This window comes from Pseudomonas sp. P7759, assembly GCF_013386445.1.
Taxonomy (GTDB): domain Bacteria; phylum Pseudomonadota; class Gammaproteobacteria; order Pseudomonadales; family Pseudomonadaceae; genus Aquipseudomonas; species Aquipseudomonas azotoformans_A.
Genome location: NZ_JACART010000045.1, coordinates 16,053 through 39,825, shown reverse-complemented (window position 1 = coordinate 39,825; position 23,773 = coordinate 16,053). Strand labels below are relative to the sequence as shown.

At 60.7% G+C, this 23,773-nt stretch carries 23 protein-coding genes and 1 riboswitch; of the genes, 12 read left to right on the top strand and 11 right to left on the bottom strand.

Annotation, left to right across the window (positions count from 1 at the left end):
• Positions 1-15 precede the first annotated feature (15 nt).
• From HX823_RS25475 to HX823_RS25460, 4 genes are all read right to left on the bottom strand, one after another.
• The gene (locus tag HX823_RS25475) at positions 16-1,176 is read right to left on the bottom strand and encodes an acyl-CoA dehydrogenase family protein (RefSeq protein WP_038851362.1); all 1,161 of its coding nucleotides are present in this window, start codon (positions 1,174-1,176) and stop codon (positions 16-18) included.
• Between the two features lie 26 nt (positions 1,177-1,202).
• The gene (locus HX823_RS25470; protein ID WP_177077235.1) at positions 1,203-1,994 is read right to left on the bottom strand and encodes an enoyl-CoA hydratase/isomerase family protein; all 792 of its coding nucleotides are present in this window, start codon (positions 1,992-1,994) and stop codon (positions 1,203-1,205) included.
• 151 nt (positions 1,995-2,145) lie between these two features.
• Positions 2,146-2,784: a TetR family transcriptional regulator C-terminal domain-containing protein gene (locus HX823_RS25465; RefSeq protein WP_038851358.1), complete on the bottom strand. Its 639-nt coding sequence runs from the start codon at positions 2,782-2,784 to the stop codon at positions 2,146-2,148.
• A 41-nt stretch (positions 2,785-2,825) separates the two neighbouring features.
• The gene (locus HX823_RS25460; protein WP_177077233.1) at positions 2,826-3,584 is read right to left on the bottom strand and encodes a class II aldolase/adducin family protein; all 759 of its coding nucleotides are present in this window, start codon (positions 3,582-3,584) and stop codon (positions 2,826-2,828) included.
• Positions 3,585-3,715: 131 nt separating this feature from the next.
• Here HX823_RS25460 and HX823_RS25455 point away from each other — a divergent pair, with 131 nt between their 5' ends.
• The 4 genes from HX823_RS25455 (at position 3,716) to HX823_RS25440 (ending at position 7,374) form a co-directional block, all read left to right on the top strand.
• A complete protein-coding gene (locus tag HX823_RS25455; protein WP_177077231.1) occupies positions 3,716-5,671 on the top strand; it encodes an FAD-dependent oxidoreductase in 1,956 nt (651 codons plus the stop codon).
• A complete protein-coding gene (locus HX823_RS25450) occupies positions 5,659-6,237 on the top strand; it encodes a cupin domain-containing protein (protein ID WP_038851353.1) in 579 nt (192 codons plus the stop codon). Before HX823_RS25455 ends, HX823_RS25450 begins: the two co-directional genes overlap by 13 nt.
• Positions 6,238-6,358: 121 nt before the next feature.
• A complete protein-coding gene (locus tag HX823_RS25445) occupies positions 6,359-6,559 on the top strand; it encodes a hypothetical protein (RefSeq protein ID WP_016977387.1) in 201 nt (66 codons plus the stop codon).
• Positions 6,547-7,374, top strand: coding sequence for a hypothetical protein (locus HX823_RS25440; protein WP_177077229.1), 828 nt, complete (start codon positions 6,547-6,549; stop codon positions 7,372-7,374). The genes HX823_RS25445 and HX823_RS25440 overlap by 13 nt, the downstream gene beginning before the upstream one ends.
• A 10-nt stretch (positions 7,375-7,384) precedes the next feature.
• Here the strand turns inward: HX823_RS25440 and HX823_RS25435 are convergent, their stop codons facing one another.
• From HX823_RS25435 to HX823_RS25425, 3 genes are all read right to left on the bottom strand, one after another.
• Entirely contained in the window at positions 7,385-8,152 is a 768-nt protein-coding gene (locus HX823_RS25435) for an outer membrane protein (RefSeq protein ID WP_038851349.1), read from the bottom strand.
• Between the two features lie 124 nt (positions 8,153-8,276).
• On the bottom strand, positions 8,277-8,828 hold the full coding sequence (locus HX823_RS25430; RefSeq protein WP_177077227.1) for a DUF3455 domain-containing protein: 552 nt from the start codon (positions 8,826-8,828) through the stop codon (positions 8,277-8,279).
• Positions 8,829-8,976: 148 nt separating this feature from the next.
• The gene (locus HX823_RS25425) at positions 8,977-9,675 is read right to left on the bottom strand and encodes a hypothetical protein (RefSeq protein ID WP_038851347.1); all 699 of its coding nucleotides are present in this window, start codon (positions 9,673-9,675) and stop codon (positions 8,977-8,979) included.
• A gap of 274 nt (positions 9,676-9,949) precedes the next feature.
• Between HX823_RS25425 and HX823_RS25420 the strand changes: the two genes are divergently transcribed.
• The 4 genes from HX823_RS25420 to HX823_RS25405 are packed head-to-tail and all read left to right on the top strand — an operon-like array spanning position 9,950 to position 13,933.
• Positions 9,950-10,798 (top strand): hypothetical protein, encoded by an 849-nt coding sequence (locus HX823_RS25420; protein WP_038851346.1) that lies wholly within the window; start codon positions 9,950-9,952, stop codon positions 10,796-10,798.
• Between the two features lie 30 nt (positions 10,799-10,828).
• Entirely contained in the window at positions 10,829-11,707 is an 879-nt protein-coding gene (locus HX823_RS25415; RefSeq protein ID WP_177077225.1) for a DUF3365 domain-containing protein, read from the top strand.
• 10 nt (positions 11,708-11,717) lie between these two features.
• Positions 11,718-13,121, top strand: coding sequence for a serine/threonine-protein kinase (locus HX823_RS25410; protein ID WP_177077223.1), 1,404 nt, complete (start codon positions 11,718-11,720; stop codon positions 13,119-13,121).
• Complete coding sequence (locus tag HX823_RS25405) at positions 13,118-13,933, top strand: PP2C family serine/threonine-protein phosphatase (protein WP_177077221.1); 816 nt, start codon at positions 13,118-13,120, stop codon at positions 13,931-13,933. Before HX823_RS25410 ends, HX823_RS25405 begins: the two co-directional genes overlap by 4 nt.
• A 6-nt stretch (positions 13,934-13,939) precedes the next feature.
• Here HX823_RS25405 and HX823_RS25400 read toward each other — a convergent pair whose 3' ends face one another.
• Positions 13,940-14,335 (bottom strand): carboxymuconolactone decarboxylase family protein, encoded by a 396-nt coding sequence (locus HX823_RS25400; protein ID WP_177077219.1) that lies wholly within the window; start codon positions 14,333-14,335, stop codon positions 13,940-13,942.
• A gap of 114 nt (positions 14,336-14,449) precedes the next feature.
• Positions 14,450-14,655: riboswitch (cobalamin riboswitch) on the top strand.
• Between the two features lie 90 nt (positions 14,656-14,745).
• Between HX823_RS25400 and HX823_RS25395 the strand changes: the two genes are divergently transcribed.
• The 4 genes from HX823_RS25395 to dkgB all read left to right on the top strand — a co-directional run bounded on the left by HX823_RS25395 (position 14,746) and on the right by dkgB (position 18,868).
• Complete coding sequence (locus HX823_RS25395) at positions 14,746-16,674, top strand: TonB-dependent siderophore receptor (RefSeq protein ID WP_177077217.1); 1,929 nt, start codon at positions 14,746-14,748, stop codon at positions 16,672-16,674.
• Positions 16,674-17,033, top strand: coding sequence for a ferredoxin (locus tag HX823_RS25390; RefSeq protein ID WP_177077215.1), 360 nt, complete (start codon positions 16,674-16,676; stop codon positions 17,031-17,033). Before HX823_RS25395 ends, HX823_RS25390 begins: the two co-directional genes overlap by 1 nt.
• Entirely contained in the window at positions 17,030-17,962 is a 933-nt protein-coding gene (locus tag HX823_RS25385; RefSeq protein WP_177077213.1) for an ABC transporter substrate-binding protein, read from the top strand. Before HX823_RS25390 ends, HX823_RS25385 begins: the two co-directional genes overlap by 4 nt.
• Before the next feature lie 87 nt (positions 17,963-18,049).
• On the top strand, positions 18,050-18,868 hold the full coding sequence (gene dkgB, locus HX823_RS25380) for a 2,5-didehydrogluconate reductase DkgB (RefSeq protein ID WP_177077211.1): 819 nt from the start codon (positions 18,050-18,052) through the stop codon (positions 18,866-18,868).
• Here the strand turns inward: dkgB and HX823_RS25375 are convergent.
• From HX823_RS25375 to HX823_RS25365, 3 genes are all read right to left on the bottom strand, one after another.
• Positions 18,865-19,287 (bottom strand): chemotaxis protein CheY, encoded by a 423-nt coding sequence (locus HX823_RS25375; protein ID WP_038851332.1) that lies wholly within the window; start codon positions 19,285-19,287, stop codon positions 18,865-18,867. The two genes, dkgB and HX823_RS25375, sit on opposite strands and share 4 nt — an antisense overlap.
• 134 nt (positions 19,288-19,421) lie before the next feature.
• A complete protein-coding gene (locus HX823_RS25370) occupies positions 19,422-23,036 on the bottom strand; it encodes a transporter substrate-binding domain-containing protein (RefSeq protein WP_177077209.1) in 3,615 nt (1,204 codons plus the stop codon).
• 1 nt (position 23,037) lies between these two features.
• On the bottom strand, positions 23,038-23,664 hold the full coding sequence (locus HX823_RS25365) for a response regulator transcription factor (RefSeq protein ID WP_033902088.1): 627 nt from the start codon (positions 23,662-23,664) through the stop codon (positions 23,038-23,040).
• Positions 23,665-23,773: the final 109 nt, after the last annotated feature.

Below are 23,773 nucleotides of genomic sequence, written 5' to 3'. Positions count from 1 at the left end.
CGCTCTCCTCGCCGCTTAGCGCAACAGTGGCCGCAACAGTTCACGGGCGATGATATGGCGCTGGATTTCCGACGTACCTTCCCAGATCCGTTCGATCCGCGCATTGCGCCAGATGCGTTCAACCGGCCCCTCATCCATCAAGCCCATGCCGCCGAAAATCTGCACCGCCTCATCGGCAACCTTGCCTAGGGTTTCGCTGGCAAACAGCTTGGCCATGCCGGCCTCGCCGTCGGTCATGCTGCCTTGGTCCATTTTCCAGGCGGTGTGCAGGGTCAGCAGTTCAGCGGCACGAATCTGCGTGGCCATGTCGGCCAGCTTGAAACTCACGCCTTGGTAGGTGCCGATCGGCTGGCCGAACTGTTTGCGGTCCGCCGCCCATTGCAACGACACATCCAGCGCGCGCTGGGCCTGGCCGACGCAGTTGGCGGCCACCATCACACGGCCAGCGGTGAGCCAGGCGTTGGCCACTTCCCAGCCTTTGCCCACTTCGCCCAGTACCTTGGACGCCGGGACGCGGCAGTCGTCGAAGAACATTTCATAGGTGTGATAACCCCGGTTGCTCACGCACTTGGGGCCACGGCGGATGGTCATGCCAGGCGTACCCCGATCCACCAGGAACGAAGTCACCGCGTTGCGCTGTCGGCCGTTGTGTTCGTAGGTATCCGTGACCGCAAACACGATGGCGAAATCAGCGTGTCCGGCGTGGCTGATGAAGTGCTTGCTGCCGTTGATCACGAAGTCATCGCCACTGCGCACGGCGCGGGTCTTGATGGCATTGGCGTCGGAACCGGCGCCGGGTTCGGTCAGGGCAAAACAGTCGATTTTCTTGCCTTGCACACAGGGCAACAGGTAGTCGCCAATCTGTGAGCCCGTGCACGCCATCAGGATCTTGGAGGGCCGCGCGACAAACACATGCAACGCCCAGGAAACGTTGGACAACTCACGCTCGATCAGCGCCTGGGACAGGTAGTCCAGGCCACCACCACCCACCTCTTCCGGCATGTTGAAGGCGTAGAAACCGGCAGCAATCGCCTTGTCGCGAATCTGCGCAGCCAGCTCCGGCGAGACCTCATCGGCACGGTCTACCGCCTCTTCATGGGGCAACAATTCCTTGGCAACAAAACTGCGTACCGCGTCCACCAACATGTCTTGTTCTTGGCTGAGTTGGAAATTCATGGCGCTACCTGTTCGGGGTGTTGTTGTTATTGGCCGGAGAAATTCGGGAGGCGTTTTTCCAGGGAAGCACGCAAGGCTTCGGCGCCATCGGCACTGCGTCCGCACAACAGGCCAGCGGCCAGTTCGGCCTGCAGTTGCTCGGGCAGGCTGCGCTCGGCGCCTTCACGGATGAGGGTCTTGGTCTGGGCGAAGGCGAAGGTCGGGCCGTTGGCCAGGCGCGTGGCGAGTTCGGCGGTGTGGGCGTGCAGTTGATCATCCGCGACCACTTCACCGACCAGGCCGGCAGCCAGGGCGCGGTCGGCGCTCCATAGCTCGTCAAGGAACAGCAGGCGCTTGGCTTGCTCGCTGCCGATCAGGCGCGGCAAGTGCCAACTGGCGCCAGCGTCGGGCGAATAGGCCATGCTGGTGTAGCCGGCCTTGAAGCGCGCCGATTGACCGGCGACGCGCAGGTCGCAGCACAGCGTCAGGTCCATGCCCGCGCCGACGGCGGTGCCGTTGATGGCGGCAATCGTCGGTTTGTCGAGGCTGTGCAGGCGGGTCATCAAGGCGTGGGCGGTTTCGGTCCAGCCGTAGGTTTCGAGGGCGCCACGGGCTTCGGCGTCGGCCCACTCAGCCAGGTCGGCCCCGGCGCAGAAACTGCGACCGTTGCCGGTCAACACCACAACACGCACCGCAGGGTCGGTGTTGAAGGCATCGAGCAAGGCGTGCAGGTGCTTGAGGGTGGGAATGTCCAAGGCGTTGCGCTGTGGGCCACGGTTAAGGGTGATCCAGGCAACGCCAGCTTGCACTTGAGTGAGCACGGGCGAATCGTTAGTCATGGCTTCCTCGAATTATTTTAGTTGGCTTGAGGGGTGCGACATGAGGCGATACTAAACAAGTGTTCAGTAAGAAGGCAATCGGCAAACTGCAAATATTTTCAGAAGGAGAAATGGCCGACCTGAACCTTGCGTTCAGGCGGCCGCAGAAGGCTCAGGGCTTGAGCTGATAACGCTGGCGACCACCGGCCTGCAGGCCATCGACCCAGGCTTCGCAGATCTGGATACCCTGCTCCGGTGTGAACGTGCCGGGGTTGAGCCCCGACTCCAGCCACAACCCGTCGAGCAGCGCGCTCAAGCCGATGGCGGCCAGATCGGCGTCGAAGTGCTTCCAGCCCTCCTCCCTGGCCATGTCGGTCAGGGCCGAACGCATGATGGTGCGGTACTCGCCATAGGAGTGTTCGTGAGCCAGGTTGATCGCCGGCGCGGTCTTGACCGCGCCCCAGAACACCAGCCAGGCATCCAGCAGGTGCGGGTCGAGCAATTCGGCGGAAAACGAGCCACGGAACAACGCCGACAGACGCTCCCGCGGGTTCGGCGGCGCCTTGGCCATGGTTTCGCGCAGCAGGCTCATGACCTGGTCGGTGATGGTGCGGTAGGCCTCCGCCACCAGCTCATCCTTGCCCGAATAGTGATGGCTGATCAGCCCCACCGACACCCCGGCCTCGGCGCTGATCTTGCGGATCGACGCCCCCTGGAAACCATCACGCTTGAGACACGTGAGTGTGGCCTGGACCAGATTGGCCTTGCGCACTTCCGGGTCCATCCGGGAAAAACGGGATTCCTGGGTCATGCGGCAAATTCCTACGATTGAGTCGGCAGCACGACTCTACCTCAGTCGCGATAGCCCGGCGACACCCGATCCAGCATCCGCAGCAACGCCGCCCAGGCCAGTTGCATGGCGTCCAAGTCGACCAACTCACCCTCTTCCAGCGGTCGCCCAGGGTTGTTGAATTGCTGCTCGGTGTAGGCGCAGACCTCGGCGGACGGCAGCACCAGCTGGCCGCACGCCTGGGCGGCGATCTGGATATCGCAGGCCTTTTCCAGGTAATACATGCGCAGGAACGCCTGGCTGACCGTCTCGCCCACCGTCAGCAAACCATGGTTGCGCAGCATCAGCACCGGCTTGTCGCCCAGGTCCCGCACCAGCCGCTGCTGCTCATCCATGTCCAGGGCCACGCCTTCGTAGTCGTGGTAGGCCACCTTGCCGTAGAACTCCATGGATATCTGGTTGACCGGCAACAACCCGCACTCCAAGGCCGCCACCGCACAGCCGGCACGGGTGTGGGTGTGCAGCACGCACTGGGCGTCTTCGCGGGCGCCATGAATCGCGCTGTGAATCACGAAGCCCGCCGGGTTGACCGCGTAAGCCGAGGGCTCCACGGCGTGACCGTCCAGGCCGATCTTCACCAGGCTTGATGCAGTGATTTCGTCGAACATCAGCCCGTAGGGATTGATCAGGAAGTGATGCTCGGGCCCCGGGATGCGCACCGAAATATGCGTGAAAATCAGATCGCTCATGCGGTAGTGCGCAATCAATCGGTAGCAGGCGGCGAGCTGTTCACGCAGCTGCTGTTCGGTGGAGTGAGTCATTTTTATTCTCCAGGCACGGGGTTGATGAAGGCGACGCTAATCCAGTCGCCAGTAAAAAAACAAGTTGATTTTTTACTGGCGCTCGCCTCCTATAGAAAAATAACAATAACAGCGCCTGGAGTCTCTGCACCATGTCGCACCCGACCTTTCCCCATCTGTTCGAACCGCTGGAACTGCGTGGCAAACGCCTGAAAAACCGCATCATGTCCAGCGGGCATGACACCTCTATGCCCACCGATAACCGGGTCAATGCGCAGTTGATCGCCTATCACCGCGCACGTGCCGAGGGCGGCGTGGGGTTGATCGTGCTACAGGTGGCCGGGGTGCATGACAGTGCGCGGTATACCTCCCATGTGCTGATGGCGACCGACGACAGCTGCATTGACGGCTACCGCGAACTGGCCGAGACCTGTCACGCCCACGGCACTATGGTGCTGTCGCAGATCTTCCATCCTGGACGCGAAATCATGGAGTCCGCCGATGGTCTGCTCGCCGTGGCGTATTCGGCGTCAGGGGTACCCAATGAACGCTTTCGCGTGATGCCACGAGCGCTGGACCAGGCGATGATCAACGAGATTGTCGCGGGTTATGCATCGGCAGCGAGGCGCTTGCATGAGGCCGGGATCGATGGGGTTGAGGTGGTCGCCAGCCATGGGTATCTGCCAGCGCAGTTTCTCAATCCTCGGGTAAACCGGCGTACCGATGATTACAACGGTTCTCTTGAGCATCGAATGAAGTTCTTGAGGGAAATCATCGAAGCCGTGAGGGCCGCCACCGACGAACAGTTCATTATCGGGCTGCGTATTTCTGCCGATGAACGCGATCCCGAAGGGCTCACTGAAAACGAGTCCCTGGAAGCCGTTCAACACCTGCAAACCCAGCTGGATTACGTGCATATCGTCGCAGGTACATCAGCGTCACTCGGCGGCGCGATCCATATCGTGCCACCCATGGCGATTGCCGCCGCGTACCTCGCCAACGAGGCGGCGACGTTCAAGGCCAGTCTGTCGATTCCGCTGTTCGTCACCGGGCGTATCAACCAACCCCAGGAAGCCGAGCTGATATTGGCGCGGGGCCAGGCCGATGTCTGCGGCATGACGCGTGCGTTGATCTGCGATCCACTGATGCCGGCCAAGACCCTTGAGGGCCGTGCCGAAGATGTACGAGCGTGCATCGCCTGCAATCAAGCCTGCATCGGCCATTTTCACAAGGGACTGCCGATCTCCTGTATCCAGCATCCCGAGACCGGCCGCGAGCGGGTGTTTGGTGAATTGCAACAGGCAGTGAAGACCAAACGCATCATGGTGGTGGGTGGTGGCCCGGCAGGCATGAAAGCAGCGGCAGTCGCCGCGCAACGCGGGCATGATGTGACGCTATACGAAGCCAGCGGGCAATTGGGCGGGCAAGTGTTGCTGGCCCAACTGCTGCCACGGCGCAGCGAATTCGGCGGGGCCAGTACCAACCTGCAACGTGAAATGGAACTGGCGGGCGTACGGTTGGTGCGCCATACCCGGGTCGACCGTGCGCTGGTGGAACAGGAACAGCCCGATCATGTGATTATCGCCACCGGTGCCGAGCCCTATTGGCCAGCCTTCGAACACGGCGGCGAACTGCAAGTGGTGGACGCGTGGCAGGTGCTGCGCGAGCAGGTCACGTTGGGCCGCTCGGTGGTGGTCGTCGACTGGCGTTGCGACTGGATCGGCCCCGGTATTGCTGAGCGCCTGATGCGCGCCGGCCACCAGGTGCACCTGGCGGTCAATGGCACGCACTGTGGAGAAAACCTGCCGCTGTATGTACGTGATCAATTGGCTGGCGAACTGCATCGGCTGGGCATCCCGATCATCCCTTACGCCCGCCTATACGGCTGCGATGACACCACGGTCTACCTGCAACACACCGCCAGCGGCGAGCCAATGCTGCTGGAGAATATCGACACCCTGGTGTTGTGCCAGGGCCACCAGCCGGTGGACACTCTGGGCGCGGAGTTGCAAGGCTTGGTGCCCTTTGATCGCATCGGCGACTGCCTGGCCCCGCGCACCGCCGAAGAGGCGATCTACGAAGGACTCAAGGTAGCGTGGAACCTGTGACAGACAATCCCCAGCAACTGTTTCTCGGCACACGCATTCGTGGGCTGCGCAAGGCGCGTGGCCTGACTCTCACGGCCCTGGCGCAGGCCAGCGAATTGACCGCCGGCTATCTCAGCCAGTTGGAGCGTAACCTGGCGTATCCATCAATTGCGGCACTGTTCAATATTGCCCGAAGCCTGGGCGTGACTCTTCAGTGGTTCTTCGCCAGCGAAACCGTGCCCGCTGTCGAGGACGAAGGCTATGTGGTGCGCAAAGATAACCGTCAAAGCATTCACTACGAAGACGGCATCGTCGACCAATTGCTGACGCCGTTGCCCAACCACCAACTGGAAATGCTGCAATCAAGCTTCCCGCCCGGCACCTATAGCCAGCAAAGCTACAGCCATGAAGGCGAAGAAGCGGGATACGTACTGAGCGGCCGGTTCGAGTTGTGGGTGGGTGAGCGACACTTCCTGCTGCAGGCCGGTGACAGTTTCAGCTTCGCCAGCCGTGAGCCCCATCGGTACGGCAACCCTGGCAAGGTAGAAACCGTGGTGATCTGGGTGATTACACCGCCGACATTTTAGGCCACCCATACAAATGGAGACGTTTCCTACGGGAACTGGCGACAGTGGCAAGGCGGCCATCAATGGTGAAGGCCCCTTTCGCTTGCTATAAAAATGGCTACTTCTCTTCGAGGATGTCGCCATGTCGTTATTGCATTTGTTGTTCGGGAAGCCGACCCAGGATGAGTGGGAGCGTGCGAAAGAGGTCAAGTCCCGTAAAACCTGGAAAGTCGTATACGGAGGTATCGGCTTGGACGCCGCTGAAGTCTTGGAGTCGCAGGGTTACAAGGACGCCATGGAGCAACTACGTAAAATGGAGGCTGATCATTCATGGGCTTGCTGATCATCGTCCCCTTGCTGGTCAGCGGATACATGGTCTGCATCAGGCACCCCTTTTTCTACGTACGCCTGCACCGCTTCCAAGGACAACTGCTCTATTTGCAGGTGGCCAGAATGGGGATGACTTGCCTGATCGTCTCGACCCTCCTGACTGCAGCCGTTCTGGCAGTGTCAAAGCAGGCGGTCCCGATCATGGGGCACGTCATTGCAACAGACTACAGCAGCTACTTGGGCACGCTATTGGTGCAGCTTGATATTGCCAGCGAAAAAAACGGTACGCTGTGGGTTTTCCTGATGCAGGTTGGCCTGACGGCCCTGGTAATTCCTTTCTTCTGGTCGGCGTTCTATGTGGGCGCGAAGAAGAAAATATTGCAACTGGAAACAGACGTCCAGCTCCACTCGCTGCTGGCGCTGGGTGTCCTTGAGGGCACGCCTTTCAGAGTCTTGCTGAGAGAGTCCATCGTGCAGTGCATGCCGTGCATGTTCAGCTTGAACGATCGCAAGGTTTATGTCGGAGTCGTACTGTTCGCCGGTACACCGACCGAGTCCGAAGGTGTCGATCATGCCTTCACGCTGATTCCCATACTCAGTGGGTACCGAGACAAAGACACACTGGAGATCACACTGAATACTCACTACTCAACTGCAGCCAACCCGCCGCCCATCACACTGATCCAGGAAAATGTCGTCTCCGCCACACAGTTCGACTTCACTCTCTGGAACGCGGTCCATACCCGCAAAACCCGCAAGACGCGACAGGGCCAATTGCATCAACACCGCCCCGCGCGCCCGATGCACGCTGAAAGCCTCTGCGCTTGAGGCTCCAACGTCAGTCAAACTTCCAGTTCAACCCAACACGCAGCATCTGCCCATCGTTCTTGAACTTGGAATCATACCCAGTCCCTGCTCCACCGCTGCCCGGAATCACAGCGACGTTCAGCTTGTCTTCACCCAGGTCGTAGTACAGGTATTCGGTCTTGAACGACAGGTTCTTGGTGATGGCCTGTTCGATACCAGCTCCCACCGTGTACCCCATTTTGAAATGGCTCTGGTCGCCGCTGAACTGGGTATTGCCTGTGGGGCCGAACATGTCGACGCTCTGGCTGGTTTCGCCATAGGCCAGACCGGCCGTACCATAGACCAAGGTGTGGTCGAACGCATAACCGAAGCGACCGCGCAGGGTGCCAAGGTATTTGATCTTCGATTCGAATCTGTTGTTCAGCGCCAAGCGGGTGTTGAGTTGGGCGGTGCCGATGTTTCGGCTGTCTTGCAGGTCGGTATGAGAGATGTCCGCTTCGATACCGGCCACCCACTGGCCGAACTGGTAGTTGTAGCCGAACTGTATGCCGCCTAAGAGGCCGTTGCGGTCCAGGTCCACACGGCCAGGGCGTGCACCGCCGTTGATGTTGGCAATGTTCGGTGCGGCCTGGCCCTTGGTGTCGACATCGCCGTCGCCACCAAAGCCGTAGCCGGCACTCAAGCCGCCGTAGAAGCCGGTCCAGTCGGTAGGGCCTTCGGACGAATAGGCATCCGCCGCCTGTGCGCCGGTTGAAGCAACAACAGTCAGTGCCGTAGCGGCAAGTAAACGCGTGATCATATGCAGAGCTCCTAGGTTTTTTAGGGGTGTAACAGGCACAGCGTTGCCGCACGCCGAGGGCAATCGGCGCGAGACATGAATTCAATTCGAGGGGTATTACTGAGCCGAAGGGCCCGGAATGAAGCTATTGGCCGAGAAAGCGGTAATCGGCACTGTAGGGTTCCAGGTGCAGTTCACCGACCTGGGCACAACTACCGCTGAATACGCCGCCCAAGGTATGCAGACGTTCCACCGCAACCACTTGTGCGAGCCCGCCGTCGCCCTGATGGCTCACCACGTCAAGGCGCAGCAGCGAAATATCCTGGGCACCCGCCCCCGGCGCCTGGGCAATGACCTTGCCGACCACCGCGCTGCGATCATCCAGTTGCCAGGTGGGCCCGGCAAAGTGTCGGCCAACGGTCTTGCCATTGATCATCAGCGTGGCAAGCGGCTCACGAAACTGCCAGGCAAGTTGACCCTTGTTATCGCGGGCACAGGTGTAGATCTGTACGCCGGCAGCCCGCACGGTCATCAACACTTGCTTGGCCGCGCCATTGGGCGGTTCCGGCAAGTCCTGTGCCTGTGCCCGCTGCGCGTCGACCGCACAGATCACCAACACAATCAGGCCGATCACTTGCACGACCAGCAGCGCCAGACGATTACGTCGGGTGATGGCATCAGGATCGGTGTCACTCATTTTTCGCCTGCCAGAAGAAGGGTCAAGAAGCGTCTGCTCAATCATGTTGAAGTCCGTCGGTAGCGGCTGGTTATCAGCGTCTGCAGGATGAACAACCGACCCGAACGGTTTATTCCCGACTATTTTCCAAGCCGGGCAAAAACCTCGCCTACCAGACTTCGATCTCCAGCTCCGCGAGCTGACTGGCCGGTGTCGGCACGATCTTGCCGCTGTGCATCACACCCTGGCGTGGCGGCTCGCGCTTGAGGTTTGGCACCGGTATCCGCCCGCCTCCGCGTACCGTTTGAGCACCGACCATCGCGAACTGGCCATTGGCGAAGTTCAGCCCCACGCCATTCTGGCGCTGGAAGTAGATCCACCAGCGTTCCTCCTCAAACTTCATGAACGCGAACCCGCGTGGATACGCAGCTTCGCCATAGTCGTCAAAGGTCATCGCGGTGGCCAAACCCAGGCCATGCCCATCAGCACGACTGAGGTATTCCTTGCTCAAGTAGTCGCTGCCACCCTGGACGTGAAACACCCGATACGTGAGCTCATCAAGCTGGTCGATCAAGATCGAACAGCCACTGAAGTCCGGCGTGAACACATAGCCAGTCGCGCCTGGATTGACCGGAATATCGCAGTAATCGCCCTGGGGAACCCAATGCCCCATCAGCGGCCGTTCGATCTTGCCGAAATCACCCGGTTTATCCAGGGTGGCCAGTCGGTATCCACCGGCTTTATGGCTATTGACGTCAAACACGTTGATCCCCTTCACAAGGCTTGGAGGAATGCGTTTGGCGGTCATGAAGTTCTGTTGCAGGAAGGTCTTGGTGGACGATAACGCGGTCATGCACGTGTTGGTCATAGGTGCTCCGGATAGAAGGAATGTGCAGACGTCTCGCCAGTCCCTGCAAACGCCGTTCGAATCACGGGAAATCATCAGAAGAACACCCTCCCCGGACGCTTTATTCCATGATTTCGTTTAATCGGAATTCGTCTTTTCCATGCAGATAATTGTCTTCTTCCTACGCCCTATCAGCCGGTAGCCTTCGGCCCTGCGATGCCTTGCGCACGCACGAACACCGGCTGTTGCGACAGCATCGGTGCCTGACCCCCAGTGCTCGATAGATGGCGCCCACGTGAAAAAACTTTCGATAGTCCTCTTGCTCGCAGGCTTGCTCCAGTTGCCGCATGCCCTGGCGGCGCCAGCCACTATTGGCGTGATCGCCTATGCGGAAAAACCGCTGAAGCTGATACGCGCCACCAGCCTCTACACCGTGGGCGTCGGCACCCGGCTGCAAGGGGGCGATATCCTGCAGACCGGTACGGCAGGCGTGCAGATCGAAGGCATTGCGTCGACGACCCTGGCATTGGGTCCCGATACCCGCATCCTGATCGCGACCAACCGCACCGCCGCCCAAATCAATCTGCTCAATGGCTGGCTGAAGCTGCAACCAGTGGCGGGCAACACCCACGCCAACCTGGCGGTGACCACCGGCGCACTGGCGTTCACCGCCACCCAAAGTTCGAGCGTGATTCACGTGAGCCCACGCCAGACCGAGATATTCATCGAGGACGGCAGCCAAGTGGTCAATGAACTCGACACCCACGGCAAAGGCGAGCACAGCGTCACACTGGGCCATGAAGACTTTGCGCAGCGCAGCACCGGCAGCGCTCTCAAGATCGTGCCGCGTCCCGAGCAGGCATTTATCGACGCCCTGCCCCGCCAATTCCTCGACCCGCTGGTGCCCCTGGGCAAGAAAATCCCTGCCGCATCCGAGCCGAAAAAGGAACGTGACATCACCTACGACGACATTGCCCCCTGGGTTGTCAGCCCGCTCAACCTCAGCCAGCAGATGCTCGCCAGCCGCTTTGCGCCGCGCCTTAACGACCCGACGTTTCGCCAGGCGGTGAAGGTCAACCGTGGCGGGGTGCTGGAGTGGGAACTGGAGCTGTTGCGCCTGGAGCGTCGCAAGAATGCGCACTGATCCCCATCACGTCGGTCCCCGAAGGTCTTTATGAAACTGTCGCTTGCGGTCAAATTCAACGTGGTGTTCCTGGCGGTGTTTATCGTCGGTTTTATCGCCACCAGCCTCTCAACCCACTACATGCTGCAACAGAGTGCGCGCCGGGAAACCCTGGAAACCGCACGCATGCTGATGCGCTCGGCCTCTGCCGCCAGCACCTACACGGCCGAGCAGATTGTGCCGCTGCTGGAGAACCGCCTGAAGTTCCAGTTCCTGCCGCAATCGGTGCCGGACTTCGCCGCCATTTCGCACCTGCAGGAACTGCTCAAGTCTTACCCGGACTATGCCTACAAAGAAGCCACGCTCAACCCCACCAACCCGCACGACCTGGCCAACGACTGGGAAAAAACCCTGATCAGCACCCTGCGCAGCCAGCCGCAGACCGACGAAATGGTGGGTGAGCGCGCCGATGAGAAAGGCACATCGCTGTACATCGCGCGACCGATCCAGATCAAGGACGCCGCCTGCCTGGCCTGCCACAGCACGCCAGATGCGGCGCCAAAAACCATGGTCGACATCTACGGAGCGGTAAACGGCTTCGGCTGGAAACTCAATGACACCATCGGCGCGCAACTGGTCTCAGTGCCACTGGACTTGCCGATGCAACGCGCCACCAGCCTGCTGCACAGCTACATGCTGTCGATGCTGGGGATCTTCGCTGTATTGTTCGTGGCCTTGAACGTGGCGGTGCACCTGTTTGTCACCCGGCGCCTGCGACAAATGTCGGCGTTGGCTGACCGCGTCAGCCTGGGCGAAACCGATGTGCCGCCGATGGACGTCAGCGGCAGCGACGAGTTGGCACGCCTGGGTCAGTCCTTCGGCCGCATGCGCACCAGCCTGGTCAGTGCCATGAAGATGCTTGAGGAATAGGGCCGCGATCATGCTTGAACAACTCGGCAAATACCGCATCGACAGCGTGCTCGGCAAAGGCGCCATGGGCACGGTGTACAAGGCGTTCGACCCGAACATCGCCCGCACCGTGGCGCTCAAGACCATCCGCAAGGAGCTGTTCGGCGACAGCCAGCACGCCGAGCTGGTCAGCCGCTTCAAGAATGAAGCCCAGGCCGCTGGCCGGCTGATGCATCCCAATATCGTCGCGGTCTACGACTACGGCGAGGACGAGGGCTCGGCGTACATCGCCATGGAGTTCGTCGAAGGCACACCGCTCAACACCCTGCTCGCCGCCCAGACACCCCGGGACCTCAGTCACAGCCTCGGCTGGATGCGCCAGTTGTTGCTGGCCCTGGAGTACGCGCACTCCAAGGGCGTGGTGCACCGCGATATCAAGCCGGCCAACCTGCTGATCACCGCAGACAACCACGTCAAAGTCACCGACTTCGGCGTGGCGCGCCTGGACTCCTCCACGCTCACCCAGACCGGCTCGATGATCGGCACCCCCAGCTACATGTCGCCGGAGCAGTTTTGCGGCGAATTGATCGACGGTCGCTCCGACGTGTTTTCCGCTGGGATCGTGCTGTACCAACTGCTCACTGGCGAGCGACCGTTTTCCGGCTCGGCAACCATGGTCATGCAGCAGATTCTCAACCAGACGCCGGTAGCACCGTCGAGCTTGAACCTGGCCCTCGACCCGGCGTTGGACAGTGTGATCGTCCGCGCCCTGGCCAAGCGCCCGGCCGACCGCTATCCCTCGGCGCACGCCTTTCTGGATGACCTTGAAGCGCTGCTCGGCACTACCACCGGCAGTTGGACAAGCGCCGATATCGACGATGATCGCACCGTGCTGATGCGCCCCAACCAACCCTTGAGCAGCGGCGTGACACCGTTAGCGACCGAAGCCGTGGAAACCCTCACGCCGTGGAAGCTGGCCGTGATGCCTGAGCTGGAGTCGCTGCTGTCCCACCAGATCGGCCCGCTTGCACGCTTCCTGGTGCGCAAGAGCCTCAATGGCGCCGATGACTTCGAGGGTATCTGCGCCGCATTGTTGCCGCATATCCCGTCGGAGCGCGGCCGTGAGCAGTTCGCCAGCGCCAGCCAGTCGCTGTTCCAACGCCTTAACCCGCCGACTGCCGCGCCCGAGGTGGTGGCTGAACCCACCGCGATTGTTCCGACCACCGAGGTGATCCATACGTCAGTCGACCCCGACTTCGCACACATGGCCGAACGCCGGCTGGCGGTGCTGATTGGTCCCATCGCCCGCATCGTGGTCAGTCGCGCCTTGCGTGCAACCTCACTGCGCCAACCCTTTGTGCAACGGTTGGCCGAGTCTATCGAGAGCGAGGCCCAGCGCCTGGCGTTCCTCAACAGCTTTGAGCCCCTGCCATGACCGACTCCCCCCTCAGCGCCTGCGGGCCCCATCGCCTGGCCTGCGCGGTCGCCTATGGGGCCAGCGATGTCGGTACGGTGCGCCAGAGCAACGAAGACAATTTTCTGGTGGAGCCCAGCCTCGGGCTGTTTGCCGTAGCCGACGGCATGGGCGGCCATGAAGCCGGCGCCCTGGCCAGTGCCGAAGCCCTGATCAGTTTGCGCCAGGCGCTCAATGCCCACCGTGTCGACCCACTGAACGACGGCAGCGACCCGGACGCCACCTGGTCGGACCCGGACATGCAAGCCGCCAGTCGCCTGCACAACGCACTCGATCAAGTGAACCAGTGCGTCTACCAGCAAAACGTGGCACGGCAGATGAGCGAAGGCAGCGGCATGGGCACGACCCTTACAGGGGTATGGCGCCCGCATGCCGATGGGCCACTGTTGCTGTTCCACGTAGGCGACAGTCGTTTGTACCGCTACCGCGACGGCGAACTGAGCCTGCTGACCCGCGACCAGACCTGGTATCAGCAAGCCCTTGAGGCCGGCAAAGTCGACCGTTTACCGGCACGCAACCTGCTGTTGCAAGCCATCGGTCCAGGGCCGCGGGTAGAACCGCAAGTACGCGTGCAACCCGTGAAGCGCAACGACCTGCTGATGCTCTGCAGCGATGGCCTGCACGGTTGCGTTCCACACCAGGAAATGGCTCAGGTACTCGCCGCTGCCAGCCGCGACACGCTGGAGACTGCCTGCCAGCGGCTGATCCACCTCACCCGCGAATACGCCGGGCGCGACAATGTGACGGTGCTGCTCGCCTGGTTCGACGGCTGAATCGCCTTAAGGCAACTTGAACGCCTCATCCACCGGCACGCGATAGCCGGTGGCCAGGCGGTTGGTTTCGTTGGCCATGCCGACCACCGCTTGCAACTCGCCGAACATCTCGTCGGTCATCCCCGCCTTGCGCGCTGCCGCCGTGTGGGACGCGATGCAATACGCGCAATTATTGGTCACGCTGACAGCCACATAGAGCAGTTCCTTGGTCAGTGGATCCAATGCCCCCGGCGCCATGATTTCCTTGAGGCTTTCCCAGGTCCGGCGCAGGGTCGGCGGGTGGGCGGCCAGGCACTTCCAGAAGTTGTTGACCTGATCGACCTGGCGCGTGTGCATGATGTCGTCATAGACCGCGCGCACTTCGGGGCTGGCATTGGCGTATTCGGTGAGGTGTTGAGTCATGGGATGTCCAAGGCGGATGGCGAGTGTTCTGGAATACCGCGCCGCCCCCATTGCTGGCAAGTGAAGCCGGTGAATCCTGAGTGACGGAGTTGACGAACGGTCATGCGAATGTTCAGATGCCGGCCTGTTTCAGGTGCCCCCTGCCGCCGTGCTTGGGGTGAAACGGGAAACCGGTACGCTCTTTTGAGCCAGTCCGGTGCTGCCCCCGCAACGGTATTCGCGTGATCCCTTCGACACACCACTGTGGCCTGCGTGCCATGGGAAGGTGAAGGGTTCCATACGCGAGAGCCCGGAGACCGGCCTGGAATTTCTGTTAGGCAAACTCCTGCGGTGGGCGGGCATGGGCCGGTATCGGCGTGTGCGCGATGCCTTCTCCTGCGTGCTTCTGCGAAGATACTTTCGAGAAGACTATGATTCGACGTTCCCTGATCCCTTTGTTCGGCTCGCTGTTCAGCCCCCTGTTGCTGGCCGACGACAACACCCTGGTGCTCAACCAGCAGATCGTCTCCGCCCCTTCCGTGGAATCCACCACTGTCGCCGCCATGGCCCAGTACGGCAGCAAAGTGGAGATCGTCACCCGCGAACAGATCGAACGCGCCGGCCCCGCCGCCGACGTGACGCGGGTGATGCAGATGTTCATCCCCGGCCTGTATGTGGCGCCGAAAAACGGCCCGTTCGACTACGGCACCTATTCCCTGCTGGGCGGGCGCAACGATGACACATTGATCCTGCTCGACGGCGTGCGCCTGAACAACCGCCTGTATGGCGGCCTCTACCTCGACACGCTGCCAGCCAACGCCATCGAGCGCATCGAAGTGCTCAAGGGCGGCCAGAGCCTGTTGTTCGGCACCCAGGCGGTGTCGGGGGTCATCAACATCGTCACGCGCAGCCCGCAGACCCGCGAGGCGTCCGGTGAGGTGAATCTGGGGGTCGATACCTTCGGCGGCACCACCGGCGATGCGCGGGTGGAGAAGATCTTCACCAACGGCTGGGGCGACCTCGGCCTGCTGGCGTATGTCAGCCGCAACGCCTCCGAGGGCTACCAGCCGTTTCGCAACAGCGACTACAGCGGCCGCGTCAGCGACAAAAAGCGCTCGTACGAAGTGACCACCTTCGGCACCAAGGCCATCCAGTCGTTTGGCGATGACTCGCGCCTGGAACTGTTCTACCAATATGCCGATGCCAACCTTGATTTCGCACGGCCGGTGAACAACTACAAGACCACCAACGACCGTGTGCAACAGATCGCCACGGCGACTTTCGAACAGGCGGTCAACGAGCGCCTGAGTTATTTCATCAAGGGCCATATCAACGACTGGGACACACGCTACACGCGGATCGATAACACCGCCGACGGTGGTCGTAACGTACGTAACAACAACGACTACTGGGGCTTCACTGACTGGGGTGTACAAGCCGAGGGCAAGGCCGAGTTGCCAGGCGGCCATGTGCTGGTGGTGGGCAGCGACAACCAGTGGTTCAAGGGCCAGGACGATGTACTGGTGATCGACGACAACAAGGCCCAGGCCCACGCGCTGTATACGCAACTGCGACCGCAGGTCGACGCGCTGCCCAACTGGCACCCCAGCGTGGGCGTGCGGCATGAAGCCATGAGCGGCGGTGACAGTGCCACCGTCGGCATGCTCACCTCGCTCTATGATCTCAACGACCACTGGGCCCTGCGTGGCCAATACGGTACGGCCTACAAACTGCCCAACGCCGAACAGTTATTCGTCAACGAGCCGGGCGACGAGATCGGCAACCGCAATCTCAAGCCGGAGAAGAGCCGCAACGCCGAACTGGGGATCGACTACAAGGGACTGCTGGGCGAGCGCGACTTCAGCGCCAGCGTCACGCTGTTCAAACGCAAGATCACCGACTTGATCACGCTTGACGATGTGCAGTGGGTCAACGGCCAGGGCCAGCTCCAGATGCGTGGCTTCGAGGCCGACGCCAAGCTTGCGCTCAACGACCAGTGGAGCCTGCAAGCCGACATGACCCGCAACCTCACCGAGTCCCGCACCGGCGTCACCCTCAACGACATTCCGAGCTTCTTTGCCCGTTCACGGATCGGTTTCGAATCGGAAAACCGCTTATGGGGCGCAGGTACTGCGATCCGCTATATCCGCGACATCACCAGCTCAAAAAAAGTCGAATACGGCCACTACTCCGTGGTGGACGCCGATGCCTATCGCTACCTCGACGCCGCCCACCAGCACCGCCTGAGCCTGCTGGTGGAAAACCTGTTCGACCGCGACTACGTCACCAGTCGCGCCAGCAACGTCGACAACCTCGGCCGCCCATTCACGTCTGAGGTGCGTTACACGTATCGCTTCTGATGACTGAGATCACCAAAATCGACGGGGTGGACTTCCATCCCGACTGGTCCCGCATACCGGACCACGCCCGCCATGTACTCCTGTGCACCGGCCCGCGCTGTACGCAGCGCGGCGCCTTGCAACTGTGGAAAACCCTGCGCCGCCGACTGCTGGAACATGAGCACATCGAAGTGCCCGGTGGCGTGCTGCTGACGCGCACCCATTGCCAGTTCCCGTGCAATCTCGGACCGGTGCTCACGGTGTATCCCGAGCGTTGCTGGTATGGCGTGCACAACAAGGCCGAAGTGCTGCGTCTGGTGGATGTGCACCTGGTGGGCGGCGATGTGGTGCAAGACCTGCTGATCAAGGACGCCCTATGAAACAGCCATGGCTATGGTTGAGCGCCCTGCTCTGCTGCACACCGGCGCTGGCAGACAGTTATCGCAACTGCGCCCAGGACTGGAGCGTGCCTCCTTCACCACCGTCGCGCATCGTGGCACTCAACCAGCACGCCGCCGATTTGCTGCTGGCGTTGGATGCCGGGCCTTCGCTGGTAGGTGTCGCGTACCTGGACGACAACGGCATTACGCACCGGCACGGCGAGTACTTTGACGTGCCGGTCATCGCGGCGAAATACCCGTCCAGTGAAGTGCTGTATGCACAGCGCCCAGACCTGGTAGTCGGCGGTTTCGCCAGTGCCTTTGGCGATGGCGTGACCTCACGTACGGGACTAGCGAACAACGGGGTGGCGTCGTACCTGCTGGAAGCCGCCTGTGCGGGTCACTCCCTGGATTACTTTGGGCATATCCGTCAGGACTTGTTTACCCTCGGCGCCCTGTTGCACAAAACCCAGCGCGCTCAAATGCTCAGCGATGCGTTGGATGCTGACCTGGCGCGCGCCCATGGGCTGATGGGTGATGCCCGTCCGCTGTCGGTGTTTTACCTGGACAGTGAAGTGGGTGGACTCGATAGCGAAGGCCAACGGGGTTTTGTCACCACCCTGCTGATGGCCTCCGGTGCACGCAATGTACTGGCCGATATCCCGTTGTCACGGGTGACCGTCAGCAATGAAACCCTGTTGGCCAAGGACCCGGACGTGATCCTGTTGGCCGATGCGCTGTGGTCACCGGCCAGCCGCAAGCGGCAGTTGCTGACCACCGACCCGGTACTCTCCAAGCTGCGCGCCGTGCGCGAGAACCGCATGATCGACATTCCCTTCACCCACGTGGTGCCCAACATGGGCAGCGGCCAGGTGGTTCTGTCATTGGCACAGCGGTTCAAGGCGCTGGCGATTCGTGACCTGCGGTAAAGAGTCCTTTTCGGATTCGGCGGTTTTTCCAGAGGAACGACGGGCGGATACTCGACTCCATTGTTCATCCCCCTTCAGGAGTTACTGATGTCTACCCCAACACAAAATGTCCCGGCCTTCGGCCTTGGCACCTTCCGCCTGCAAGGCCAGGTGGTGATCGATTCGGTCAGTACCGGCCTGGAACTCGGCTACCGCGTCATCGACACCGCGCAGATCTACGAGAACGAAGCCGATGTTGGCCAGGCGATTGCCGACAGTGGCATCCCGCGTGATGAGTTGTTCATCACCAGCAAGATCTGGATCGCCAACTTCGCCGAAGGCCAGCTGATTCCAAGCCTGAAAGAAAGCCTGCGCAAACTGAAGACCGACTACCTGGACTTGACCCTGATTCACTGGCCCTCGCCGGAAGACAAGGTGCCTGTCGCCGAATTCATGGGCCAGTTGCTGGAAGCCAAGCGCCTGGGCCTGACCCGCCAGATCGGCATTTCCAACTTCACCATCGACCTGATGAAGCAGGCGATTGCCGCCGTTGGGGCCGAAAACATCGCCACCAACCAGGTCGAACTGCACCCCTACCTGCAAAACCGCCAGGTCGTGGACTTCGCCACCGCCAACGGTATCCAGATCACGTCCTACATGACCCTGGCCTACGGCGAAGTGCTCAAGGACCCGGTGATCCAGCAAATCGCCGAACGCCATCAGGCGACCCCGGCGCAAGTGACACTGGCCTGGGCCATGCAATCGGGTTACGCGGTCATTCCGTCCTCGACCAAACGCGCCAACCTTGAAAGCAACCTCCAGGCCCTGCAACTGACCTTGAGCGCCGCCGACATGGCACAGATTGCCAAACTGGAACGCGGCCATCGCCTGACCAGCCCCAAGGGTATCGCACCAAAATGGGATTAAATCCCGGCTGCTGGCGCTTGGGATAACTCCCGCAACCACGGCAACACCCGCAGGCCAGCAGTGGCTGCGGGTGGGTCGATAATGTCCATGAAGTGTTCGAGGTTGACGTTGTCAGGCACGCCGGGTAGCCGCACCAGCACTGCCGGCGTTGCGTCGGCGCGGGTGCTCAGGTCCAGGTGATCGTAGACCAGCACGTGGTGCGCCTGGGGTTGAGGCCCGTAAGCGTGGGCCGTCAGCCCCGCATTGATAATCAGCACATCAAAGGGCCGGGCCGGGATGGCAGTGAGCAACTGGACCTCTTCAAAGGTTTCCACTGGTACGATCCGGAAATATCCCAATCGGTTGAGCATCTTCTCGATATACAGGCGTTGCAGGTGTTGTTCATCGGCAATCAGGATGGTCAGTGCTTTGTTTGGCATGGTGAACCCCTGGGCAGGCAGCGCTCGTCGGTGAGCGGGGCCCATTTTCCAGACATATCCCGAAGACAAAATCAGGTTTGTTCCTGTTCCATGTAGGAACTCTCCCAAATCCACCGAATGGCCATCCACTTCAGTCACGCCTGCTTGATGCGGGCGCTCAGACTGTGATGCAAGCTATCAATGGCGCGGCCCATGGCTTCAACCGACGCCGCCAGTGCATCACGATCCCTGCTTTCACACACACCCTCCAACGTTTCACAACACGCGATCAGCGCCGGCGCCTTGACCATGCGCGCCCCACCTTTGACGCGATGGGCCAAGTCATGCAACTTGCCAAAATCCGCGTGTTCTTGCAGCGCCGATAGCAGCAAGCGGTCCTCTGCGAGGCTACCGAGCAATGGCGCCAGCAACTCATTGAGCCCGGCAGTATCATCGCCGGTCAGTGCGACCAGCGTACTCAAGTCACACACCGGCACGGCCTCCTCCGCCACCGGTGCCGCGGTGCGCGATGCCAACGCCGTGCGCAGGTCATCAAGGCCGGTCGGTTTGAAGAGACAGCCGTCCATGCCCGCCTGCCGGCAGCGTTCGGCCTCCTCCGGTTGCGCGTTGGCGGTAAAGCCCAGGAGCAGACACGGCACCAGGCCACGCTGACGCTCGTGGGCCCGGATATCACGGGCCAATGTGTAGCCATCCATGACGGGCATGTTGCTGTCGGTGATGACGCCATCAAACTGCCCGGCCTGCCACAGTGCGAAGCCCTCAGCGCCGTCCTCGGCCGTGACGATGTGATGCCCCAGGAAGCTCAGTTGTCGCGTCAACAGCAAGCGATTGGCCGGGTAATCATCGACCACCAAGAGGTTCAATGCAGGTGTCGCAGGCGCAGGTTGAACAGGTAAGGACACCGCCGTTGCGGTGGTCAGCGCCAGCGCCAACGTCACGTCCACTCGCGTCCCCTTGCCCTGCACACTGCTCAAATGCAATTGACCGCCCATCATCTCGCACAAGTTACGGCTGATCACCAACCCAAGGCCGGAGCCACTGCGCGCCGATTGGTCGTTGTTGCTGCCCTGGATAAACGGGTTGAACAAGCGCTGCTGATCTTCGGCGCTGATGCCAATCCCCGTATCTTCCACAAATAGCCGGAGGTTCAAGTGGTCACCGGCCAATGCCGGTGCGCTCTGAGCGCCCAGACGTACCTGCCCGGTGGTGGTAAATTTGATGGCATTGCCCAGCAGATTGGAGACCACTTGCTTGAAACGCAACGGGTCGATCAACACCATCCGGTCGATCAGCGGATCAAACTCGACTAGCAGCTGCAACCCCTTGTCCCGCGCCAGCCCCTCGAAAACGCGTGCCACGGAGGCCAACAACTCGTGGAGGTTGGCCTGCTCCAGGCTCAAGGACAGGTGACCGGTTTCAATCCGTGCAATGTCCAGGATATCGCCGATCAGCTCCAGCATGCTCCGGGATGCCATCGACGCCACCTCCAGCGCATCCTGATCGACACGGCCCTGCTCGGCGTTTTTCTGGGCCAACTCGATCATGCCGATCACCGCATTCATGGGTGTGCGGATCTCATGGCTCATGGTCGCCAGGAACGTGGTTTTGGCCCGGTTGGCGGCGTCGGCTTCCTCCTTGGCCTCCTGCAACTGGCCCAGCAGGCGCTGGCGTTCGCTGACATCCACCCAGCCGGCAATCATGCCCACGACGCTACCATTGCTGTCACGGTATGGCAGCATCCACTGGTAAATGGTCAGCACGCCACCTCCCGGCACCTTGAGCACGCGATCCTGGATCTGCGGCTCGCCCCGCTCCATCAGGTCCAAGTAATCGGCATGGAACGACTGGGCCTGCGGCGGGTTGCCCGTGTCGGTTTGCACCACCGTCTTGCCGATTACGTCCTCCAACCTGAAGCCAAATACATTAAGGTATGCGTTGTTGCAGGCCATTAACCGGCCCTGGCGATCGCGCACGTAAATCGGATGGGGTGTGCCGTCGATCAGCACGCTCATGAACCGCATCTGGTCGCTCAAGGCGCGTTCTGCCTGGGCGCGCTTGCGTATCAGGTTGCGCAGGTAGAGTCCCCAACCCAGGGTCACCAGCAGCAGCAACGCAGCCAGGCCAAACCCCTGGATGATCACATTGCGATGGCTGCTCCAGTAACTGTCTTCGATGACGATCTCACTGCGCCACCGGTTGGTGAGTTCGTCCATTTCTTCGGGGGTGATACTCAGCAATGCCTTCTCGAGGATCGAATACAGTTCCAGTTGGCTGCGGTTGACACCGAAGGCAATGCGCGCCGGTTCCGTACCGATCGTGCTGGTAATACGCAGGCGGTCTCGGAAATTGCGTGCAATCATGTAGCGTGCGCTGATCAATGAAATGACCGTCGCATCGACACTGCCCTTTGCAACCAACTCCATGGCCTCTTCAGGATTTTCGACGTCAACGAACTCGATACCTGGGTAGTCTCGGGCAATTTGCGCGGCCAGGCTGTTGCCGCCAATGAATGCCAGGCGCTTTCCGGGCATATCTTCCAGGGTGAGCAACCGCTCGTCGTTGGCCCGCGTCACCAGCACATAAGGATTGGACAGGTAAGGCCGGGTAAAGCGGACCTTTTCGGCACGCTCGACGCTGGGCGTGATAACTGCAAGCATGTCCACTTGCCCGCTGCTAACCTCATCAATTTGCCTAGGCAACGAATTGCCATGCACCGCCTCGAATTTCAAGCCTGTGCGCAAGCTGATCCGCGACAGCACTTCATCGCTCAACCCCACGAACTGCCCTTTCTCATCTAGAAATGACAACGGCATGAACTTGTCGAGCACCGCGACCGTTACCCGTGGATGCTTCTCCAGCCAACGCTGCTCACTGTCGCTCAAGCGCAGTCGGTCTGCCTCCAGAAAACCGCTGTCTCCGGCACTCCAGCGGCGCAGTATGCTCATTTGCTGACTGGCCGGGATAACGGCCAGTGCTGCGTTGATGATATTCAGCAGACGGATGTTATCCCCGGTGAACGCGAACCCGAACGGGTTGACCTCCAGCCCGGAAAAATCGGCCATGCGCACATTATTGAGATGATTTTTGTTGATCAGGTAACGGGTACTGATGACGTCCCCCAGGTACACATCCGCCTGACCGAACGCCACGGAGCCGATGGCTTGGGGGGTAGAGCCATACAACAGCAACTGCGCCTTGGGGTAATAGGCTTGTACCGCTTCGGGCTGCATGTAGTGGTAGAGCATCGCCACGCGTTTGCCGGCCAGGTCGGCGCTCAGTAAATGACTATCCCCCGTGCGGGTTACCAGCACAGGTTGATCATTGGCGTAGGAACGCGACAGTAGCAGGCTCTTGTCGGCCTTTTCGTAACCATTGGCGGACCCTACCATGTCCACCTCACCGAGCTTCAGCGCCTCGATCACCTCATCGCGGGTGTCGTAGCGTCGAACCTCGATAGGGATACTCAAGATAAGGCTGATCAACCACGCGTAGTCAGCGGTGATCCCTTCAAAATCATTGTTGTTGCTCAGGTCGAAAGGCGCGTAGTCGGGTGCCGATACCCCCATCACCAACGTGCGTCGCTGGCGCAACCAGCGCCAGTCGCTTTCATCAAGCTCCACGCCTGGGTTCTCAAGGGTGGCGTGACCGAGGAGCCGTAGGGAGTGCGGCTCATCCAGGGCCATCGCTGCATGGGAAAACAACCCGATCAGCAGGATGGCCGTGAATCTCAACAGCCCGGAGGTGGTCATTTCAGATCAGATGATTGCGCTGGGCGAACTTGGACAAGTGCACCACCGAAGACATGCGCAGCTTTTCCTTGAGTCGCGTCTTGTAGGTACTGATGGTTTTGTGGCTCAACAGCATATCCTCGGCGATTTCCTTGTTGCCCAGGCCCAGGGCCAGTTTTTGCAACACAGTCAGCTCGCGGTCCGACAGCGCGTCGACCAGTTCTTGCTCGGTAGTCTGTATATCGTCACGGCGCACTGAACTGGTGGCCACGCTGGGGAAGCAGCTGTAGCCGGAGCGGATCGCCCGGATCGCCTTTTGCAACTCGTCCAGCTCACCCGTCTTGGCCACAAAGCCCATGGCCCCGGCGCGCATGCAACGGGTGGAGAAGAACACCGCCAGGTAGGAGGTCAGCACCAGAATCTTGCAAGGCAGTTCCAGAGCCTTGATCCGGCTGATCACCTCCAGCCCGCCGAGTTTGGGCATGGCCAAGTCGAGGATGATGAGGTCCGGGCGCTGCTCACGCGCGCACTGCATGGCGTCGGCGCCGTTGCCCGCTTCATAGATTTCATCAAAGCCTTCTTGCTTCAACAGGTACTTCACGGTGGCACGGATAAAAGGGTGATCATCCACAATTAAAGCTTTGCTCATAAGACTCCCCGAGGGATCAGTACGCTTACATATCACACGGGACCTATCTACCTGTGAAAAGTAACAGTTCCGACAAACGGTGCTGATTACTCCGCATGACACTTCAGGC

What these genes read in the sequence shown, in the direction of transcription:
- HX823_RS25475 (WP_038851362.1), bottom strand. Translation starts at nt 1,176, where the DNA reads ATGAATTTCCAACTCAGCCAAGAACAAGACATGTTGGTGGACGCGGTA.
- HX823_RS25470 (WP_177077235.1), bottom strand. Translation starts at nt 1,994, where the DNA reads ATGACTAACGATTCGCCCGTGCTCACTCAAGTGCAAGCTGGCGTTGCC.
- HX823_RS25465 (WP_038851358.1), bottom strand. Translation starts at nt 2,784, where the DNA reads ATGACCCAGGAATCCCGTTTTTCCCGGATGGACCCGGAAGTGCGCAAG.
- HX823_RS25460 (WP_177077233.1), bottom strand. Translation starts at nt 3,584, where the DNA reads ATGACTCACTCCACCGAACAGCAGCTGCGTGAACAGCTCGCCGCCTGC.
- HX823_RS25455 (WP_177077231.1), top strand. Translation starts at nt 3,716, where the DNA reads ATGTCGCACCCGACCTTTCCCCATCTGTTCGAACCGCTGGAACTGCGT.
- HX823_RS25445 (WP_016977387.1), top strand. Translation starts at nt 6,359, where the DNA reads ATGTCGTTATTGCATTTGTTGTTCGGGAAGCCGACCCAGGATGAGTGG.
- HX823_RS25440 (WP_177077229.1), top strand. Translation starts at nt 6,547, where the DNA reads ATGGGCTTGCTGATCATCGTCCCCTTGCTGGTCAGCGGATACATGGTC.
- HX823_RS25435 (WP_038851349.1), bottom strand. Translation starts at nt 8,152, where the DNA reads ATGATCACGCGTTTACTTGCCGCTACGGCACTGACTGTTGTTGCTTCA.
- HX823_RS25430 (WP_177077227.1), bottom strand. Translation starts at nt 8,828, where the DNA reads ATGAGTGACACCGATCCTGATGCCATCACCCGACGTAATCGTCTGGCG.
- HX823_RS25425 (WP_038851347.1), bottom strand. Translation starts at nt 9,675, where the DNA reads ATGACCAACACGTGCATGACCGCGTTATCGTCCACCAAGACCTTCCTG.
- HX823_RS25415 (WP_177077225.1), top strand. Translation starts at nt 10,829, where the DNA reads ATGAAACTGTCGCTTGCGGTCAAATTCAACGTGGTGTTCCTGGCGGTG.
- HX823_RS25410 (WP_177077223.1), top strand. Translation starts at nt 11,718, where the DNA reads ATGCTTGAACAACTCGGCAAATACCGCATCGACAGCGTGCTCGGCAAA.
- HX823_RS25405 (WP_177077221.1), top strand. Translation starts at nt 13,118, where the DNA reads ATGACCGACTCCCCCCTCAGCGCCTGCGGGCCCCATCGCCTGGCCTGC.
- HX823_RS25400 (WP_177077219.1), bottom strand. Translation starts at nt 14,335, where the DNA reads ATGACTCAACACCTCACCGAATACGCCAATGCCAGCCCCGAAGTGCGC.
- HX823_RS25395 (WP_177077217.1), top strand. Translation starts at nt 14,746, where the DNA reads ATGATTCGACGTTCCCTGATCCCTTTGTTCGGCTCGCTGTTCAGCCCC.
- HX823_RS25390 (WP_177077215.1), top strand. Translation starts at nt 16,674, where the DNA reads ATGACTGAGATCACCAAAATCGACGGGGTGGACTTCCATCCCGACTGG.
- HX823_RS25385 (WP_177077213.1), top strand. Translation starts at nt 17,030, where the DNA reads ATGAAACAGCCATGGCTATGGTTGAGCGCCCTGCTCTGCTGCACACCG.
- dkgB (WP_177077211.1), top strand. Translation starts at nt 18,050, where the DNA reads ATGTCTACCCCAACACAAAATGTCCCGGCCTTCGGCCTTGGCACCTTC.
- HX823_RS25375 (WP_038851332.1), bottom strand. Translation starts at nt 19,287, where the DNA reads ATGCCAAACAAAGCACTGACCATCCTGATTGCCGATGAACAACACCTG.
- HX823_RS25370 (WP_177077209.1), bottom strand. Translation starts at nt 23,036, where the DNA reads ATGACCACCTCCGGGCTGTTGAGATTCACGGCCATCCTGCTGATCGGG.
- HX823_RS25365 (WP_033902088.1), bottom strand. Translation starts at nt 23,664, where the DNA reads ATGAGCAAAGCTTTAATTGTGGATGATCACCCTTTTATCCGTGCCACC.